This is a genomic window from Phyllobacterium sp. SB3, assembly GCF_040009165.1.
Classification (GTDB): domain Bacteria; phylum Pseudomonadota; class Alphaproteobacteria; order Rhizobiales; family Rhizobiaceae; genus Phyllobacterium.
This window is the reverse complement of record NZ_JBDYKI010000004.1, coordinates 290,269-308,490: the sequence shown is the minus strand read 5'-3', so window position 1 is coordinate 308,490 and position 18,222 is coordinate 290,269. Positions and strand designations below refer to the sequence as shown.

Sequence of the window (18,222 nt, the reverse complement as noted above, 5' to 3'; positions counted from 1 at the left end):
GATTACCCTAAATGAGCCAGCATCTGCACCTTGTCGATTTCGCGCTCAAGGCTTGTCGACCACTCCGGCCCCTGCTCGACAATGTTGAAGCCTTCGCGCTGATAGAGTCTGATTGCGCCGGTATTGCGGGCATGCGTGCTGATCCGAGCCTTCAAATACCCAGCCCGCTGTATTGCCGCTTTCATTTCACGCAACAGTGTCGATCCAATACCCTGTCCCTGTACCGCCGGAAGGACCCAGAGATCGGAAATGTAGTCATTATCTTCTTCCCGCGCACCCCAACCGGCCACTTCCTGCCCGACTTCAGCAACGAGTACGGTAGGATAAGAAGTTTCAGCGAAATCCCGGAAGGCCTTCTCCACATGCGTACGCATGCCGGGCATTTCCGGTTCAAACGAAAAGATATTGGAAGCCCAGGCGCTGGAGCCGACAGCAGCGATTGCTCCTATGTCGGCTGTTGTTGCGCGCCTGATTACCACCATTTCGGAGCGTTGAACTTGCCTGCCGCCTGCTCGATCACATAGGCGGTCTGGAACAGTGTTTCTTCGTCGAATGGCCGCCCGATCAGCTGGAGGCCAAGCGGCAGACCGCGGCTGTCCAGACCAGCGGGAACAGCAATGCCCGGCAGGCCTGCCATGTTCACGGTAACAGTGAAAATATCATTCAGATACATTTTCACCGGATCGGAATTCATCTCCTGATCCGCAATACAGAAAGCTGCCGAGGGCGTGGCAGGTGTAAGGATCGCATCAACGCCCGCATGGAAAACGTCTTCGAAATCCTTCTTGATCAGCGTGCGTACCTTCTGTGCCTGTAGATAATAGGCATCGTAATAGCCAGCAGACAGCACATAGGTGCCGATCATGATACGACGCTTTACCTCTTCGCCGAATCCTGCGGCGCGGGTGTTTTCGTACATATCAACAATGTCCTTGCCCGGAACACGCAAGCCGTAGCGAACGCCATCATAGCGCGCGAGGTTCGATGAGGCTTCTGCTGGGGCAACAATGTAATAGGCCGGAAGCGCGTATTTCGTATGCGGCAATGAAATATCAACAATCGTCGCACCGGCATCCTTGAGCCAGCTAATCCCCTGCTGCCAAAGCTTTTCGATTTCCTCGGGCATGCCGTCAACGCGGTATTCTTTTGGAATGCCGATCTTGATGCCCGCAAGCGGCTTGCCGATCACGGCTTCATAGTCAGGCACTGCGATATCAACGGAGGTTGTATCCTTGGCATCGACGGAAGCCATCGACCTCAACATGATAGCCGCGTCACGCACGTCGCGGGCAATCGGCCCTGCCTGATCCAGCGATGATGCGAAGGCAACAACGCCCCAACGCGAGCAACGGCCGTAAGTCGGCTTGATACCAACTGTGCCGGTAAAAGCTGCTGGCTGGCGGATTGACCCACCCGTATCGGTCGCAGTGGCACCGGCGCAAAGCCGCGCAGCGACCGCTGCGGCAGAACCGCCTGATGAGCCACCTGGCACGAGATCGGTGTTGGAGCCTTTTGCGCGCCAAGGGTTTTTCACGGGCCCGTAATAGGAACTCTCATTGGAGGACCCCATGGCAAACTCGTCCATGTTCAGCTTGCCGAGCATGACAGCGCCATCTGCCCAAAGATTGGCTGTAACAGTCGACTCGTAATGCGGCTTGAACCCGTCCAGAATATGCGATGCCGCCTGCGTGTGGACGCCTTCAGTGCCGAACAGATCCTTGATACCGAGCGGAATGCCTTCAAGCGCACCGGCATTGCCGGCAGCGAGACGGGCATCGGAAGCTTTCGCCATCTCGAGCGCCTTTTCAGGTGTCGTGACGATATAGGCGTTCAGCGCCTCGTTTGCGTTCTCGATTGCCTGAATATAGGCGCCAGTCAGTTCCGTGGCAGTAATTGCCTTGGCTTTCAGCTGGTCGCGCGCCTCGGCAATGGTGAGAGCGGTTAGATCGGTCATCGTAAGTCCTTATTGGGCTGGCGCTAATGCGAGCCGCTTTTCGTAAAATGCACTATATTCAGAATCCGGATAGTCGAGCAGTGCGCCGCAACGCGTGAACCCTGAGCGCTCATAAAGGCGCCAGGCCGGTTCAAATCCGGACGTCGATCCAGTTTCCAGAACCAGCCGGTTCATCCCTTTGTCACTGGCAAGCGCCGTAATTGCCTCAAGCAAAGCTGAGCCGATGCGTTGTCCGCGAACCGTTGGTCGGGTAAACATGCGCTTGACCTCACCGACACCATCGCCATGGTCTTTCAACGCGCCACAGCCTATTGCCTGTCCCGTTTCATCGCGCGCTACTAGCACCGTAGTATCCGCGTCAGCCATCTGTTCGACTGTCATCTTGAACTGAAATTCCAGAGGCGAAAGCGGCAGAAGGTGATCATTGAGATCGCTCACCAGCGATCGCACATCATCCTGCAAGGGGGTTTCTATCGCAACAGAAACAGCCATGACGAAATTACTCCACGACCTTTGGTACGACGAAGAAGTTTTCTTCAGTTGTCGGCGCGTTGGCAACGATATCGGCAACCTTGTCGCCATCATTGACAACATCCTGACGCTTCTTCATGGCCATGGGCGTTACAGAGGTCATCGGCTCGACACCCTCGACATTCACTTCGTTCAGTTGCTCAACGAAACCGAGGATCGTATTCAGTTGGCCGGTCATCCGGGAAACATCATCCTCGGTGACCGCGATGCGGGCAAGGTTCGCAACGCGTTTTACGGTGGCAGTATCGACGGACATGGGAATTCCTGAATTCAGATTTTGATGTTGCAGCTATAGTGTCCGTTACGCTCGAGCGCAACGGACAACAACAGATACGCGTTACTGCGCAGGGTCTGGCGCTACTTCCTGCTGTTCGTCGTCCAGTGGAGCGTCTTCCGTGTCTATTGAATCGTCATCCAATGTGGCTGCATCATCGTCGTCGGTGACAGCGGAATCGTCATCCGGGGTCAGACCAAAGATGGAGCTGTCAAACAGAGGCTTTCCGGCAGCGTCCGGACCTTTGACGGCATTGCCGTTGATCTGGATCGAACCATCCACTTTCTGATCGACAACCCATTGGATTCGTCCATCGGGTAATTCGTTGCCGAAATCCTTAGCCAGCTTGGCGAAGACGATATAATTTTTGATCTCCGGCTCTTCTTCCGAAGCCTTGTTGAGCCGATCCACCAGCTTGTCAAATCCGGCCATTTCCCATGTGGTACGGCTCTGCGGTTTGAGCATCGGGAACGTCACCTCACCCTCTACCGAAAGTTCCGCATCGATTGTTCTGACAAGACTTTTCGAGATAACAACCTTTGGCGGATTAAGCATGAAGGCGGCCGCTGTGTTTTCGGTAAACTCATCCGAAAGCGGGCGTTCCTTGTTCAAATCCATTTCCTTGATGGCGCCGCGAACAACCGTATCGAGATCGAGCCCCTCCGTGCCGAAAGAAAGCTCAACATCGGTCGGAAGGAATGGAGCGCTCCAGTCCGGAATAGGTAAAACCGGATACTGGAGGCCATTCGTCCGCACAGCGTAATTATAGGTGCCATTTTTGCTGATACCGTCGAGGTTCAATTCCTGCGAAATATTCTTGGCAAGAAACGGCCCTACTGGCGACTCAACATTCAAATTCGAAAAATGATACGACCCAACCAGTTTTTCCCAGAGCGGCAAGACAGCAAGCAGTTTTGTCTTCAGTTCAGCCTGATTGGTTTCCGTGAGCTTGGTCTTTTCTTCCGGCGTCTTGGCAAAGTCGTCTGAGTGCGCAACAAAAAATGCCCAAAGATCCAAAAGCTCTACGTATCTGAAACCATTACCTTTCCCATCAACACCAAGGCTCGCGGCACTAACGCCGATCTTCATCAACTCCTCAGATGCAGCCGGATCGGTTGGCTTTACTTCACCATCAGTCACTGTCTCGTCAGCAGCAGGGTCGGACTTGAATGAAATCGTTTCCTTGAAATCGTCAATTGTTTGGACTTGTGTGAAATCCACGCCGCCAGACGCATTGGCTGTTGCAACCATTTCGGCTTTCGCCTTGCCCGCTGTCGCTTCCATTTGCTGCGTTGGGGCAGTTGAACTCATCTTGAAGCCATCATATGTGGCTGTTGCCTTGGAGAAAGTTCCAATCTTCGGATCGAAATTGCCCTTCAAATCCATATTGTCAGCTGACCACTGCGTGCTTTCTTTGCCGGTCGGCGCATCTATTTCAATCGAACCTTTGAACGACGTCTTCGACGAGACATCCCATGATCCGTCAGCCAATGGCTTGGTCAAAAAACTGTATTCGCCGAAGTCACCTTTGAAAAACTCCTGCTTCGGCAGAACTTCGAGCAGCTTGGCCGTGCTCAAGGTGACCTTGTAGTTGTCACCCTCCGGCTTGACACTCAGGATATTCTTTTCGATGGCAGTCTTGCCGAAATACTTCGACAAGGTCGTTGCAAGTTCCTTCGCGCCATTGGCGTCGACTGTTTGCGCGGCAGCGGGTGTAAGAGCCAGAAGCGAGCAGGAAATCAGCAGCAATTTACGCAAGATATTCTCCAAGGTTTTCCGGTGATGTGCATCACCGCTGCAAACGGCTCTAACAAACCAAAATCAAACAGTAAAATGCTTATTTACCTCAGCGACAACAACTTCGCTGTCTCCCCCTTCCATTCCGGCAACAAATTTGTCAGCGGTCTGGTCGATGATAGGGAAGGATGCGTAGTGGCACGGGATGACTTTTCCGAATTTGAAATAGCGGCGTGCTGCAAGTGCTGCGACTGCTCCACCCATGGTAAAACGGTCGCCAATCGGCACAATGCCGATCTCCGGCTGATGCAGTTCATTAATCAAAGCCATATCGGAAAAGATGTCTGTATCGCCCATATGATAAAGCGTCGGCTCATCTTCAAAATGCAGCACGATGCCGTTTGCATTGCCGAGAGAGTGCGAAACCCCATCCTCAGTCATGTGTGCAGATGAATGCAGCGCATTGACGTAAGTAACTGTAAAACCGTCATAAGAAACAGTTCCACCCGTATTTGTCGGATCGACGCGCGCGACACCTTTTGAACCCAGCCACGTGACCAGATCAGCATTGCCTGTAACCAAGGCGCCCGTATCGCCGGATATCCCAACGGTATCGCCAACGTGATCGCCATGGCCATGCGTAAGGATGATATGGTTGACGCCTTTGGTCGCTTCCTTGAAATCAACGCCTTTGGCACCAGGATTTCCATTGAGGAATGGATCGATCAGAATGATGTTCTTCGCAGTTTCAATACGGAAACCGGAATGGCCCAGCCAGGTGATTTTCATTGTTCTCAATCCTTCGTCAGTTAAGTCATGCCTCGCCAGAAGCGCTTATTATGTTTATGTGACAGATTAAACCGATCAATCAACGATCAATCAACGATCAGACAACAGCAGGAAGCAAAAGACTTTGACGATTTTGGCCATTGAGCAACTGGAAGAGCATGTCGCTGGTGGCAAGACCGTTGCAGGACTTGATCTCGGCACCAAGACAATCGGGATTGCTATTTCAGACCGGGGTTTTTCCTTTGCAAATCCGCGGCCCGTGCTGAGGCGCGCCAAATTTACTCATGACGCACGGGATCTGCTGAAAATGCTCGCCGCTGATAATGTCGGGGCGATTGTCATTGGTTTACCGGTCAATATGGATGGCAGTGAGGGACCCCGTGTACAGGCGACCCGCGCCTTCGTTCGCAACATGGAAAAGCTTACCGATCTTCCATTTGTCTATTGGGATGAGCGCCTGTCAACCGTTGCGGCCGAACGCGCCCTTATCGGTATGGATGTCTCAAGACAAAAGCGGGCGGAACGAATTGACTCGGCCGCCGCTGCTTTCATTTTGCAGGGCGCATTGGATCGCCTGCAAAGCCTGCGTCAGGAAACCGACGCAGACGGCAATTCCTTTGCATAGGAAGCAGCCGCGCGTTCAGCGCGCCATGCCTTCACCCAGGCGATGATCTTGCGGCGACGCCGGAATGCAATCAGCAGCAACACCAAGCCAGTATCGAAAATGCACGCTCTGGCAACCAGCGGCGGAATGCTCTCCGGCGCTATTCCGAGGATATTGCCGTAGATCGTGAAGACCTGATCATGCAATTCGCGGCTGAAAAAGTGCATGCCCATGCTTATGTCGTAGTAGGACAAGAAGTACCATCCCCACAAGAAAAGCAGCGGTCCGCCCCAGAAAATCAGGAAGTTGCGCATTGAATGCTCCTTGATGGGATGACAGGCTTCATTGGCTTAACCCACGGTTTTTACGAAGTGTTTCGACTCAAACTGATATCTGTTAAGAGGTTAGCCGCAACGTAAACCATTTGTTAAGGTTAATTTAAGAAAATTTAATTCAAATTGAAGGAATTAGCGAGAGCCCTCTTTGGCCTCGACAGCAGTTTTTACGTGTCATTTTAGAAAAATTTGACTCAAATGCCGTTTAGGCGACGCTGGCAAACGGTTGGTTTACCGCATCCCCGCCGAATCAGGCAGCAGATGGATACAGCGAATTGACGATATTTGAGGCGTTATGCCGGGCATCGAGCATGCCATAGGTCGTACGCCACTGACCGCCGAGACGTGTTTCGATGAATGCGTCGGCTATGTCTTCCGAATGAAGATAACGCAGTTCGGCACCTGCGGCGGCCAGCGCCAGTTGCTCGGTCAGGATGCGCGCTGCACCCTCGTCGTTTTCAGCCACGCGCATGGCAGCGCGAAGCACTTCCACAGTACCCTGCCCGCCACGCCCAAGCTGCGAGCCGATCCAGTTCAGAACTTCATCGAAAAGCTGTGGCCCGCGCTTCAGCACGCGCAGCACATCGAGCGCCATGACATTGCCGGAGCCTTCCCAGATCGCATTGACCGGAGCCTCACGATAGAAGCGCGCAAGATTGCCTTCTTCGATGTAGCCATTGCCGCCGAGACATTCCATTGCTTCATAAAGCATCGCCGGTGCGATCTTTGCCACCCAGTATTTGACCACTGGCGTCATGACGCGGGCAAAAGCCGCCTCGCCGCGATCCCGGGCTGCGTTGTCGAATGCTCGGGCAAGGCGCATGGTCAGCGCTGTGGCAGCCGCTGAATCCAGTGCCATATCGGCGAGCACACGTAGCATCAAAGGCTTGTCGATAAGCGGACCACCGAAGACGATGCGATGACGGGCGTGGTGCACGGCTTCCGCCAGCCCTGCCCGCATCAAACCCGCCGAGGCAATCGAGCAATCGAGCCGTGTCAGCGTCACCATATCGATGATGGTTTTAACGCCATCGCCGGGATTGCCGACCATCTGACCGAGCGCATTCTCGAACTCAACCTCGGACGAGGCATTTGAACGGTTGCCGAGCTTGTCTTTCAGCCGTTGGAAGCGGAAACCATTCGATGAGCCATCAGGCAGGATACGCGGCACCAGAAAGCACGACAGCCCTTCGCGCGCCTGAGCCAGCACCAGAAACGCATCGGACATCGGAGCAGACATGAACCACTTATGCCCGGTGATGCGATAGAAACCGCTGCCAGCGGGTTCCGCCTTGGTCGTGTTGGTGTTGACGTCCGTGCCGCCCTGTTTTTCGGTCATGCCCATGCCGAGGGTCAGGCCCGTCTTCTTTGCTGGCGATTTATTACTTGAATCATATTTGCGCGGCACGATCAGCGGCGACCATTCGCGGTACAGGTTTGGTGCGGCCATCAAAGCGGCCAGCGATGCACTGGTCATTGTCAATGGGCAAAGGTGCCCGCATTCCAGTTGCGAGGTGAGGAAAAAGCGGCTGGCGCGTGCCTGATGCCGCAAACCGGACTCCGCTTTGCCATCCTCCCATATGGACGAATGCAGGCCCTGCCCGACAGAGCGGCGCATCAAGGCATGATAAGCCGGATGATACTCAACCACGTCAGCGCGAAAGCCCTGACGATCATGCGTCCGCAGCTTCGGCGTTTCTGTATTGGCAAGCCGCGCCAGATCCAGTGCATCGGCAGACAGCACGAAACGCCCGCTCTGTTCCAGTTCATCACGCACGCTTTTCGGGAATCGCTTGGTGATCTGCATCAATAGCGGATCGCCCAGATAAGCGTTTTGCCCGGTCATTGGTGGGGTCTGGTTAAGCACGTCGTGGGTTTTCAAGAAACTGTCCTGATTCAAATTCGCTTTTCTTCTATATGGAGCGAACATTCTGACAAGCGGTTAATATATGGACTCTTTCCTGATAGTCGATATTCATCGTGGCGATGCACAGCCATTTCGACTTTTCAGACAATTAATTGGGGAGCGAGGGATAATGGCGTCCGGCAGCGCTTGCAGCCAGGAGTTATCGCGCTTATAGGGGACACTTGATATGACATCAAAAACCTCTCCTTTGCTTTTTCCCCACCGCCACTTGCTTGGCATCAAGGGGCTTTCCCCGCAAGACATCATCCAGCTTCTCGATCTCGCCGACAGCGAAGTCGCCGTTTCACGGCAATCGGAGAAGAAAAAGACGACCCTGCGGGGCCGCACCCAGATCAACCTGTTCTTTGAGGCATCCACGCGAACGCAATCCTCCTTTGAGCTTGCGGGCAAGCGCCTCGGCGCGGACGTGATGAATATGTCCGTTGGCAATTCGTCGGTGAAAAAAGGCGAAACGCTGATTGACACGGCGATGACGCTCAATGCGATGCGCCCTGATATCCTGATCATCCGCCATGCTTCCGCCGGTGCCGCAGCGCTTCTGGCGCAAAAGGTCGGCTGTTCGGTGGTCAATGCCGGTGACGGCGCGCATGAACATCCAACCCAAGCCCTGCTCGATGCGCTGACAATCCGCCGTGCCAAGGGCAAGGTTGCCCGGCTGACGGTCGCGATTTGCGGCGATGTCCTGCATTCGCGCGTCGCGCGGTCAAACATTATCCTGCTCAATGCCTTGGGCGCGCGCGTTCGTGTGATTGCGCCTTCAACACTCCTGCCTGCCGGTATTGCCCATATGGGTGCTGAAGTCTTCCACAGCATGGAAGAAGGTCTGAAAGACGTGGATGTCGTCATGATGCTGCGTTTGCAGCGCGAGCGCATGGCCGGCTCTTTCGTGCCGTCGGTGCGAGAATATTTCCGCTATCACGGGCTTGATCGTGAAAAGCTCAAATACGCCAAGCCCGACGCTCTGGTCATGCATCCCGGCCCAATGAATCGCGGTGTTGAGATCGCGTCCGATGTCGCCGATGGTTCGCAGAGCGTCATTCAGGAACAGGTGGAAATGGGCGTCGCTGTGCGCATGGCGGTCATGGAAGCCTTGCTTGATCCGCGCCGTAATCCGGAAGGAGTTGCCGGATGAGCACCACCGTTCTCAACAATGCCCGCATTGTCGATCCCTCGCGCGGTCTCGATGAAGTCGGCACTCTCATTATAAAGGACGGCAAGATCGTCGCCAGCGGTGCCGATGCCCGCAATCAGGGTGCACCTGCTGGCTCCACCATTATTGATTGCCGTGGCAAGGCGGTGTTGCCCGGGCTTGTAGACTCTCGCGTGTTTATCGGCGAACCGGGCGGTGAACATCGCGAAACCATTGCATCGGCAAGCCATGCGGCAGCGGCTGGCGGCGTAACCTCCATCATCATGATGCCGGACACTGATCCGGTCATCGACAATGTTGCGCTGGTCGAATTCGTCAAGCGCACAGCGCGCGATACCGCAGTCGTCAATGTTTACCCGGCAGCGGCAGTTACCAAGGGCTTGTCCGGCGAGGAAATGACCGAGATTGGCCTGCTTCGCGAAGCCGGAGCCGTGGCAATTACCGAGGGTCGCCATTCGATCGCGAATACGCAGCTGATGCGCCGCGCCCTAACCTATGCGCGGGATTTTGGCGTCGTTCTTGCCCATGAAACGCAGGACGCTCATCTTGGCGTCAATGGCGTGATGAATGAAGGGCTTTATGCCAGCTGGCTTGGCCTTTCCGGCACGCCGCGCGAAGCCGAAGTCATTCCGCTGGAGCGCGACATGCGCCTTGCTGCCTTGACCAAAGGCGCCTATCACGCGGCACAGATTTCCACTGCCATGTCTGCCGAGGTGATAGGTCGGGCAAAGCAGAATGGGCTGAACGTTACCTCAGCGGTATCGATCAATCATCTTTCGCTCAACGAAAATGACATTGGCGAGTTCCGCACCTTCTTCCGCCTGCAACCTCCGCTGCGTCTGGAGGAAGATCGCCTCGCCATGGTCGAAAGCCTGCGCGATGGCACCATCGACATTATAGTTTCTGCGCATGATCCACAGGATGTCGATACGAAGCGCCTGCCCTTTGCGGATGCGGCCGCAGGTGCAATCGGCCTCGAAACCCTGCTTGGTGCAGCACTGCGTCTTTACCACAATGGCGATGTACCGCTTCTTCGCATCATTGAAACTCTGTCCACGGCCCCTGCCCGGATTTTCGGTCTTGAAGCAGGTTCACTGCAGCCTGGCGCGATAGCGGATATGACCATAGTTGATCTTGACGAACCGTGGATTGTCAGGGAAGAAGATTTGACGTCTCGCTCAAAGAACACCTGTTTTGAAGGCGCACGTTTTCAGGGCCGCGTTGTCCAGACATTTGTTGCAGGAAAATCGGTCTTTTCAATTTAAACCCAAGGGAACGGGTATATGTCGGATTTCTTCAACGCCGGAATTCCACTTCTGCTCCTCTCATTGGTCTTCGGCTATCTGCTGGGGTCCATACCGTTTGGTCTGATTTTGACACGAATGGCTGGCCTCGGCGATGTGCGTAGCATCGGCTCCGGCAATATTGGCGCGACGAACGTGCTGCGTACCGGCAACAAGAAGCTCGCCGCAGCTACCCTCATCCTTGATATGTTGAAAGGCACCGCCGCTGTTCTTATCGCTGGCATAGCCGGTCCCGAAGCTGCCATTGCTGCTGGTCTCGGCGCCTTTCTTGGCCATATCTTTCCTGTATGGCTTAAATTCAAAGGCGGTAAAGGCGTAGCTACCTATATCGGCGTCCTGCTCGGCCTGTTCTGGCAAGGTGCGCTCATATTCGCAGCCGTTTGGCTCATCATCGCTTTTACAACCCGCTATTCATCCCTTGCCGCGCTCATCGCCGCCATAATTACCCCTGTCGCATTATATTTTATCGGTGTTCACCAGATCGCATTTTTATTTCTCATTTTGACAATCATCGTTTTCTTTAAACACCGCGCCAATATTGAGCGGCTTGTTTCAGGTACCGAAGGTAGAATCGGCTCTAAATAATGAATGAAAAAGAGAAAGGCATTCGCCTTTCTGACGAGCAGAGGCTGAACTGGCTTCGGCTTATCCGTAGCGAAAATGTAGGCCCGGCGACGTTTCGTGACCTGATCGCCCATTGTGGATCTGCGTCCAATGCAATCCAAATGCTTCCCGAACTTGTCCGCCGTGGCGGGCGGGGCAAACCGATCCGCATAGCCAGTATGGATGACGCCGAACGGGAACTGCGTGCTGCGGCAAAAATGGGTGTCTGTTTCACGGGCATAGGTGAACCGGATTATCCGCACTATCTGCGGCAAAGCGACAATCCGCCGCCATTGGTGGCGATCAAAGGAAATCCTGATGTTTTCAGATTGCCTCCGGTTGCAATCGTTGGCGCACGCAACGCTTCGCTTGTTGGCATCAAGTTTGCCCGTATGATTGCACGCGAGCTTGGCGAGGCAGGCTTCGCCACCATTTCAGGCCTTGCCCGGGGTATTGATACCGCCGCACATGAAGCAAGCTTACAGTACGGAACCGTGGCCGCCATGGCTGGTGGTCTTGATCATCCCTATCCTCCAGAAAATCTCGGACTCTATAAAGCCATTCCGGAACAGGGTGGTGCTGTTGTCAGCGAGATGCCGCTTGGCTGGGAACCCCGAGCGCGGGATTTTCCACGGCGTAACCGCATAATCGCAGCATTATCCCTAGGTCTGGTGGTTGTGGAAGCTGCCGAAAGGTCCGGCTCGCTCATCAGTGCGCGTCTGGCCGGCGAACTCGGCAGACTTGTGTTCGCCGTACCCGGATCGCCGCTTGATCCAAGAGCAAAGGGCACCAACGAGCTTTTGAAAAATGGCGCCATTGTAACAACAGGAACGGATGACATCATCAGCGCGCTTACTCCCCTTATAGAGCGGCCCACTCTTGAAGATTCGGCCTTCCTTGCACCTGCGAGCGAGCTTACCTCGCCCGCCTCGCCGGATGAGACCGAAAGGGACCGGCTGTTTAGCTTGCTTGGGCCGGTGCCTGTCGATGTGGATGACATCATTCGAACCAGTGAATTGCACCCCTCGGCGGTAATGCTGATTCTTCTGGAGCTGGATCTTGCAGGCCGATTACAGCGACACTCAGGAGGACACGTTTCGTTGGCGTATGTCTGATACCTTGCGAATATTCTTTCGCAGTTGGTCGCTGCTCTCTATATAAGCAATTTCGATAAGATAGGCTAACATGTCCATATTATTGGTTTTAGCCATTGCTCTTAATTCTCCGAGCATCAACTGAATGAATCTGGCGTGCTCAGTTTGATTATTTTGATTGCCACTCATAATATCATCCTTAGATATAATTCTTAATCAAAAATATGCGGTATACCTGGATCGTAATATCTTAGATCATGCCTATATAAGTCGCTGTTTTACAATCCTTTATCTATTCAATGAAAAAATATGGACAGTGAATCAATCCTGCGGTTGGATCTGAACACAAAATACCATTAATTGTATAAGCTCGACGAGCAACTCTGGGTTGTATTTGACGATTTTTCGCTTACAGACCTTGACGTTGTCTCTAAGCCTGTTCATTTCACAGGCCTATTCCGAACTAAAATTAGTGCTTTTGCAATCTGACAAGGGCAGGAAAGCTCAATTCTGTAATGAACGTTGTTGTCGTCGAATCGCCTGCCAAGGCCAAAACCATCAATAAGTATCTCGGATCGGGTTACACCGTCCTGGCGTCCTTCGGCCATGTCCGCGATCTGCCGGCCAAGGATGGCTCAGTGCGCCCGGACGATGATTTTTCGATGTCCTGGGAGGTAGACTCTGCCTCATCCAAGCGTCTTGGCGATATTGTGAAGGCTTTGAAGGACAGCGACGGCCTTATTCTCGCAACCGATCCGGATCGCGAGGGAGAGGCCATTTCGTGGCACGTGCTGGAAGTTTTGCAGCAGAAAAAGGCAATTGGCAAAAAGCCGGTCAAGCGTGTTGTATTCAATGCAATTACCAAAGGCGCAGTGCTTGAGGCGATGGCCAATCCACGTGACATCGATATGCCGCTGGTCGACGCTTACCTTGCGCGCCGTGCTCTCGATTATCTCTTCGGATTCACTCTTTCGCCGGTACTTTGGCGCAAATTGCCGGGTGCCCGCTCGGCTGGCCGTGTGCAATCGGTTGCATTGCGCCTTGTCGCCGACCGCGAAGCCGAGATCGAACGCTTCATCCGTGAAGAATACTGGAACATTGCCGCGCTTCTGAAAACGCCACGCAATGATGGCTTTGAAGCCCGTCTGGTTTCCGTGGATGGCAAGAAGCTCGGCAAGCTCGATATCAAGAATGGCGAGCAGGCTGGTGAAATCCGCGTTATGCTCGAAGGCGCGACTTTCAAGGCGGCTTCTGTTGAAGCCAAGCCGATCAAGCGCAGCCCCGGACCTCCCTTCACCACGTCAAGCCTGCAGCAGGCAGCTTCCGGACAGCTTGGCTTTTCTGCCTCGCGTACCATGCAGGTAGCGCAAAAGCTCTATGAAGGCATGGATCTCGGCACAGAAACCGCCGGTCTGATCACCTATATGCGTACTGACGGCGTGCAGATGGCGCCGGAAGCGGTGCAAGCCGCTCGTCAAACCATCGGCAAAGTCTTTGGCGAGAAATACGTGCCTGAAAAGCCGCGTTTCTATTCCACCAAGGCCAAAAATGCGCAGGAAGCCCACGAAGCTGTCCGCCCTACGGATTTTAATCGGCATCCAAAGGATATGCGCAAGTTCCTCGATGCCGATCAGGCCAAGCTTTATGAACTGATCTGGAAGCGTGCGATTGCGAGCCAGATGCAATCGGCTGATATCGAGCGTACCACTGTCGAGATCGATGCAAATAACGGTTCGCGTGCTGCTCAGCTTCGTGCAACCGGCTCTGTCGTACGCTTTGATGGCTTCCTTGGTGCCTATACGGATCACCGCGAAGAAGAAGACGTGGATGAGGATGGTGGTCGCCTTCCAGAGGTTCGTGCTGGCGAAGCCTTGGCCCGTGAAAAGATCAACGCGACACAGCACTCAACCGAACCGCCTCCACGTTATTCGGAAGCCACACTCATCAAGAAGATGGAAGAACTTGGTATCGGCCGTCCGTCCACCTATGCCTCGACGCTCGCAACCTTGCGGGATCGCGAATACATAACAATCGACAAGCGCAAGCTTATCCCCGAAGCCAAAGGCCGTCTGGTTATCGCGTTTCTAGAAAGCTTCTTCCAGCGCTATGTCGAATACGACTTCACAGCCGATCTTGAAGAAAAGCTCGATGAGATTTCCGATGGAAAGCTTAAGTGGAAAGATGTCCTGCGTGCCTTCTGGACGGATTTCTTCGGTTCCGTCGACGGCATCAAGGAATTGCGTGTAACCAATGTTCTTGACGCATTGAATGACCGGCTCGGACCTTTGGTCTTCCCGCCCCGCGAAGATGGCAGCGATCCGCGTATCTGTCAGGTTTGCGGCACGGGCAATCTTTCACTGAAGCTCGGTAAATACGGCGCTTTCGTAGGTTGCTCGAACTATCCGGAATGCAAGTTCACCCGTCAGCTTGGTGGCAGTGAGGCTGCAAACGAAAATGGCAATGGCGGCGATGAACCGAAGGTGCTCGGCAAGGACCCTTATACGGACGAGGACATTACTGCCCGCAGCGGACGTTTTGGCCCCTATGTCCAGCGCGGCGAAGGCAAGGAAGCCAAGCGCGCCAGCCTGCCAAAGGGTTGGACTCTGGATACACTCGATCACGAGAAAGCACTGGCACTCCTCTCCTTGCCGCGGGATGTAGGGCAGCATCCGGAAACGCAGAAAATGATCTCGGCAGGTATCGGCCGCTATGGCCCCTACCTTACTCATGATGGCACTTACGCCAATCTGGAAAATGCCGAGGAAGTATTCACGATCGGCCTCAACCGCGCTGTGACTGTCATTGCTGAAAAGCAGGCAAAGGGTCCGGGGCGTGGACGCGGCACACCGGCAGCGCTGAAAGATCTCGGCGAGCATCCGGATGGTGGCCCTATAACAGTTCGCGATGGCAAATATGGTCCTTATGTCAATTGGGGCAAGGTCAATGCGACACTTCCCAAGGGCAAAGATCCCGCTGGCGTCAGCGTTGAAGAGGCCCTTGCGTTGATTGCCGCAAAGGCCGGTTCAGCGCCAAAGAAGAAGGCACCTGCCAAAAAAGCAGCGGCGGCAAAGAAGCCGGCAGCGAAAAAGGCAGCTCCTAAAAAAGCTGCAGCGAAAAAAGCAAGTTAGGATCAGATAATTGGCACGCCGTATCTCTCCACCTAGCGGAAAAAAGCGGCCTGCCCATTCTGCTTCCTCCGGTCTTATCAAACCAGTGCGCGAGGCCCGCATGCCCAGCCGCGAAGAGATTCTCCAGTTCATCAAGGAGAATCCAGATCTCGCGGGTAAGCGCGATATAGCCAAGGCGTTTAATCTTAAAGGCGATGCCCGCATTGCCCTGAAAGATATCCTGCGCGATCTGGCTGGCGATGGGCTTGTTGAAAAACGCGCCAAACGCCTTGCCATGCCGGGCAGCCTGCCTAGTGTCGCCGTGCTCGACATTACAGGACGCGAGGGTGATGGCGGCCTGATCGCCAAGCCAGCCGAATGGGATGCGAACCATACGGAACGCCCCCCGGTTGTCTTTATTCGCACTTCGCGTAACCAGAAAAGCCCGACTGTGGGTGTCGGCGACCGGGTTCTTGCCCGTATTTTTCAGAGCGCTGATCCGAGCGGACCTGCCTACACTGGTCGCGTCATAAAAAAGATCGAGCATCGCAAGGATGCAGTGCTTGGCGTGCTGCGCAAACTCGATAATGGCGAATGGCGTCTTGAGCCGGTAGAGCGGCGTCAGGCGGAGCTTGCCATCGACCCCGCACAACTCGACAACGCCAAGGCCAATGATCTTGTTGAAGTCGAGGTTTCAAAAATAAGCCGTTATGGCCTCGCACTTGGCCGCATTACCCAGATCGTAGGCTCTGTCGCCAGCGAAAAAGCGCTGTCCATGATCGCTATTCACGAGCATGAAATCCCGCATGTTTTCCCTGACAGCGTGATGAGCGAGGCTGAAAAAGCGAAGCCTGCCACCATGGCGCATCGCGAAGACTGGCGGAAAGTTCCGCTGGTGACGATCGATCCGGCTGACGCCAAGGATCACGACGATGCGGTTTACGCGGAACCTGATACCGACGAAAAGAACGTCGGTGGGTACATAGCAACCGTCGCGATTGCCGATGTTGCGGCTTATGTCACACCGGATTCGCAGCTTGATCGCGAGGCTTTGAAGCGCGGTAATTCCGTATATTTCCCGGATCGGGTTGTCCCGATGCTACCAGAACGCATCTCCAACGATCTATGCTCCCTGAAAGAGCTGGTGGATCGCCCTGCCCTTGCTGTCCGCATGACATTCGACAGCGAAGGCCGCAAAGTCTCCCACACATTCCACCGCATCATGATGCGTTCGCATGCACGCCTGTCCTATCCGCAGGCGCAGGCAGCAATAGACGGCACAACGGATGAGAAAACAGCGCCGATCCTTGATACTATTCTCAAGCCGCTTTGGGCCGCCTATGCAGCACTGAAGCGTGGCCGCGATGCCCGCGAGCCGCTTGAGCTGGATTTGCCTGAAAAGAAGATATTGCTGACGCCGGACGGCGGTGTCGACAAGGTTATCATTCCGCCGAGGCTCGATGCGCACAAGCTCATCGAAGAGTTCATGATCCAGGCGAATGTTGCTGCTGCCGAAACGCTGGAGCGCAAAAAGCAGCCGCTCATCTTCCGCATCCATGATGCTCCGTCACTGCAAAAGCAGGAAAGCCTGCGCGAATTCCTGCGCACGCTCGATATCTCGCTTGCCCGTGGTGCGGACATGCGCCCGAACCACTTCAACAACATACTGAAGCGGGTGGACGGTACCGAACAGCAGGATATGGTCAATCAGGTCGTGCTGCGCTCGCAATCACAGGCCGAGTATAATCCTGCCAATATTGGCCATTTCGGGCTCAATCTGATGCGTTATGCGCATTTCACCTCGCCGATCCGCCGTTATGCCGATCTGATTGTGCATCGCGCGCTGATATCTGCACTCGGCCTTGGTCCAGATGGTATCACGCTCAAGGAAGAATCTGCCCTGCCTGAAATTGCAGCGCTGATTTCGACATCGGAACGCCGTGCCATGGCGGCAGAGCGTGCAACGGTAGACCGGCTCATAGCGCATCATCTTGCCGATAAAATCGGTGCAAGTTTCGAAGGCCGTGTGCAGGGTGTGACCAAAGCTGGTCTTTTTGTCTCACTTGCGACATATGGCGCGGATGGCTTCATCCCCATTTCAACTCTCGGTGATGACTACTATCATTATGACGAAACCAATCATGCGCTCTCCGGCGAACGCAGCGGCAAAGGCTTCCGCCTCGGCGATAATGTCGAAGTTCGTCTTGTAGAAGCCTTGCCCGTCGCCGGCGCATTGCGGTTTGAAATGCTGACAGAGCCACACCCGGTTCCCAGCGGCGTACGCTCGCATCATAAGGCGACACGCTCTGCACGTACCAGCCAGAAACGTTTCCCGGGCGGGTCACGTGGCAAGCCGGGAGGCCGGAGAGGTCGAGGATGACAGAACAGATCATTGGCAAAGATATCGCACACACGAGGCCGCACCGGCCTGTGGGTCAGGCGATGTGGCGTGGCTTCCTGGGGCGCTGCCCGCACTGCGGACAGGGCAAACTCTTCCGGGCCTTCGTCAAATCGGTCGATAATTGCTCGGTCTGCGGCGAAGATTATACCCATCATCAGGCCGACGATTTTCCAGCCTATATAACCATCACAATTGTCGGGCATATTGTGCTTGGTGGCTTTCTGGCGATGGAAACACTTGTCATATTGTCGAACTGGGCGCATCTGGCAATCTGGGTGCCGCTGACGATCATCATGTCGCTTGCGCTGCTCCAACCGATAAAGGGCGCGATCATAGGCTTGCAATGGGCAAATTACATGCACGGGTTTGGCGAGAGCAGCGATCCCAAGCCATCGGAATAGCAATTTTATGG

At 54.5% G+C, this 18,222-nt stretch carries 16 protein-coding genes; 8 read left to right on the top strand and 8 right to left on the bottom strand.

Annotation, left to right across the window (positions count from 1 at the left end; all coding sequences use genetic code 11):
• Window positions 1–2 precede the first annotated feature (2 nt).
• The 6 genes from ABKW30_RS16930 to ABKW30_RS16905 all read right to left on the bottom strand — a co-directional run bounded on the left by ABKW30_RS16930 (window position 3) and on the right by ABKW30_RS16905 (window position 5,285).
• The gene (locus ABKW30_RS16930) at window positions 3–482 is read right to left on the bottom strand and encodes a GNAT family N-acetyltransferase (RefSeq protein WP_348600074.1); all 480 of its coding nucleotides are present in this window, start codon (window positions 480–482) and stop codon (window positions 3–5) included.
• Entirely contained in the window at window positions 473–1,954 is a 1,482-nt protein-coding gene (gatA, locus tag ABKW30_RS16925) for an Asp-tRNA(Asn)/Glu-tRNA(Gln) amidotransferase subunit GatA (protein WP_348600073.1), read from the bottom strand. The genes ABKW30_RS16930 and gatA overlap by 10 nt, the downstream gene beginning before the upstream one ends.
• A gap of 9 nt (window positions 1,955–1,963) precedes the next feature.
• Window positions 1,964–2,446 carry a GNAT family N-acetyltransferase gene (locus tag ABKW30_RS16920; RefSeq protein ID WP_348600072.1) on the bottom strand — a complete coding sequence of 161 codons (483 nt, stop codon included), beginning with the start codon at window positions 2,444–2,446 and terminating at the stop codon, window positions 1,964–1,966.
• Window positions 2,447–2,453: 7 nt separating this feature from the next.
• Window positions 2,454–2,741: an Asp-tRNA(Asn)/Glu-tRNA(Gln) amidotransferase subunit GatC gene (gene gatC, locus ABKW30_RS16915; protein ID WP_348600071.1), complete on the bottom strand. Its 288-nt coding sequence runs from the start codon at window positions 2,739–2,741 to the stop codon at window positions 2,454–2,456.
• Window positions 2,742–2,822: 81 nt separating this feature from the next.
• Window positions 2,823–4,517: a hypothetical protein gene (locus ABKW30_RS16910; RefSeq protein ID WP_348600068.1), complete on the bottom strand. Its 1,695-nt coding sequence runs from the start codon at window positions 4,515–4,517 to the stop codon at window positions 2,823–2,825.
• A 63-nt stretch (window positions 4,518–4,580) separates the two neighbouring features.
• The gene (locus tag ABKW30_RS16905) at window positions 4,581–5,285 is read right to left on the bottom strand and encodes a metal-dependent hydrolase (RefSeq protein WP_348600066.1); all 705 of its coding nucleotides are present in this window, start codon (window positions 5,283–5,285) and stop codon (window positions 4,581–4,583) included.
• Between the two features lie 124 nt (window positions 5,286–5,409).
• Between ABKW30_RS16905 and ruvX the strand changes: the two genes are divergently transcribed.
• Complete coding sequence (gene ruvX / locus ABKW30_RS16900; RefSeq protein WP_348600065.1) at window positions 5,410–5,910, top strand: Holliday junction resolvase RuvX; 501 nt, start codon at window positions 5,410–5,412, stop codon at window positions 5,908–5,910.
• Here ruvX and ABKW30_RS16895 read toward each other — a convergent pair.
• Both ABKW30_RS16895 and ABKW30_RS16890 read right to left on the bottom strand, forming a co-directional pair.
• Window positions 5,874–6,203, bottom strand: coding sequence for a DUF6105 family protein (locus ABKW30_RS16895; protein ID WP_348600063.1), 330 nt, complete (start codon window positions 6,201–6,203; stop codon window positions 5,874–5,876). The genes ruvX and ABKW30_RS16895 overlap by 37 nt on opposite strands.
• A 271-nt stretch (window positions 6,204–6,474) precedes the next feature.
• Complete coding sequence (locus tag ABKW30_RS16890) at window positions 6,475–8,106, bottom strand: acyl-CoA dehydrogenase family protein (RefSeq protein ID WP_348600062.1); 1,632 nt, start codon at window positions 8,104–8,106, stop codon at window positions 6,475–6,477.
• A 211-nt stretch (window positions 8,107–8,317) separates the two neighbouring features.
• Here ABKW30_RS16890 and ABKW30_RS16885 point away from each other — a divergent pair, with 211 nt between their 5' ends.
• The 7 genes from ABKW30_RS16885 (at window position 8,318) to ABKW30_RS16855 (ending at window position 18,211) form a co-directional block, all read left to right on the top strand.
• Window positions 8,318–9,283 (top strand): aspartate carbamoyltransferase catalytic subunit, encoded by a 966-nt coding sequence (locus ABKW30_RS16885; RefSeq protein ID WP_348600060.1) that lies wholly within the window; start codon window positions 8,318–8,320, stop codon window positions 9,281–9,283.
• Window positions 9,280–10,566 (top strand): dihydroorotase, encoded by a 1,287-nt coding sequence (locus ABKW30_RS16880; RefSeq protein ID WP_348600059.1) that lies wholly within the window; start codon window positions 9,280–9,282, stop codon window positions 10,564–10,566. Before ABKW30_RS16885 ends, ABKW30_RS16880 begins: the two co-directional genes overlap by 4 nt.
• A gap of 18 nt (window positions 10,567–10,584) precedes the next feature.
• On the top strand, window positions 10,585–11,190 hold the full coding sequence (gene plsY / locus ABKW30_RS16875; protein ID WP_348600058.1) for a glycerol-3-phosphate 1-O-acyltransferase PlsY: 606 nt from the start codon (window positions 10,585–10,587) through the stop codon (window positions 11,188–11,190).
• On the top strand, window positions 11,190–12,323 hold the full coding sequence (dprA, locus tag ABKW30_RS16870; protein ID WP_348600057.1) for a DNA-processing protein DprA: 1,134 nt from the start codon (window positions 11,190–11,192) through the stop codon (window positions 12,321–12,323). The genes plsY and dprA overlap by 1 nt, the downstream gene beginning before the upstream one ends.
• Before the next feature lie 494 nt (window positions 12,324–12,817).
• Entirely contained in the window at window positions 12,818–15,430 is a 2,613-nt protein-coding gene (gene topA / locus ABKW30_RS16865) for a type I DNA topoisomerase (protein ID WP_348600056.1), read from the top strand.
• Between the two features lie 100 nt (window positions 15,431–15,530).
• The gene (gene rnr, locus ABKW30_RS16860) at window positions 15,531–17,789 is read left to right on the top strand and encodes a ribonuclease R (protein ID WP_348600422.1); all 2,259 of its coding nucleotides are present in this window, start codon (window positions 15,531–15,533) and stop codon (window positions 17,787–17,789) included.
• Complete coding sequence (locus ABKW30_RS16855) at window positions 17,786–18,211, top strand: DUF983 domain-containing protein (RefSeq protein WP_348600055.1); 426 nt, start codon at window positions 17,786–17,788, stop codon at window positions 18,209–18,211. Before rnr ends, ABKW30_RS16855 begins: the two co-directional genes overlap by 4 nt.
• The last annotated feature ends 11 nt before the right edge of the window (window positions 18,212–18,222 follow it).

What these genes read in the sequence shown, in the direction of transcription:
- ABKW30_RS16930 (WP_348600074.1), bottom strand. Translation starts at nt 482, where the DNA reads ATGGTGGTAATCAGGCGCGCAACAACAGCCGACATAGGAGCAATCGCT.
- ABKW30_RS16885 (WP_348600060.1), top strand. Translation starts at nt 8,318, where the DNA reads ATGACATCAAAAACCTCTCCTTTGCTTTTTCCCCACCGCCACTTGCTT.
- ABKW30_RS16855 (WP_348600055.1), top strand. Translation starts at nt 17,786, where the DNA reads ATGACAGAACAGATCATTGGCAAAGATATCGCACACACGAGGCCGCAC.
- rnr (WP_348600422.1), top strand. Translation starts at nt 15,531, where the DNA reads ATGCCCAGCCGCGAAGAGATTCTCCAGTTCATCAAGGAGAATCCAGAT.
- ABKW30_RS16920 (WP_348600072.1), bottom strand. Translation starts at nt 2,446, where the DNA reads ATGGCTGTTTCTGTTGCGATAGAAACCCCCTTGCAGGATGATGTGCGA.
- ABKW30_RS16880 (WP_348600059.1), top strand. Translation starts at nt 9,280, where the DNA reads ATGAGCACCACCGTTCTCAACAATGCCCGCATTGTCGATCCCTCGCGC.
- topA (WP_348600056.1), top strand. Translation starts at nt 12,818, where the DNA reads ATGAACGTTGTTGTCGTCGAATCGCCTGCCAAGGCCAAAACCATCAAT.
- gatA (WP_348600073.1), bottom strand. Translation starts at nt 1,954, where the DNA reads ATGACCGATCTAACCGCTCTCACCATTGCCGAGGCGCGCGACCAGCTG.
- dprA (WP_348600057.1), top strand. Translation starts at nt 11,190, where the DNA reads ATGAATGAAAAAGAGAAAGGCATTCGCCTTTCTGACGAGCAGAGGCTG.
- ABKW30_RS16905 (WP_348600066.1), bottom strand. Translation starts at nt 5,285, where the DNA reads ATGAAAATCACCTGGCTGGGCCATTCCGGTTTCCGTATTGAAACTGCG.
- plsY (WP_348600058.1), top strand. Translation starts at nt 10,585, where the DNA reads ATGTCGGATTTCTTCAACGCCGGAATTCCACTTCTGCTCCTCTCATTG.
- ABKW30_RS16895 (WP_348600063.1), bottom strand. Translation starts at nt 6,203, where the DNA reads ATGCGCAACTTCCTGATTTTCTGGGGCGGACCGCTGCTTTTCTTGTGG.
- gatC (WP_348600071.1), bottom strand. Translation starts at nt 2,741, where the DNA reads ATGTCCGTCGATACTGCCACCGTAAAACGCGTTGCGAACCTTGCCCGC.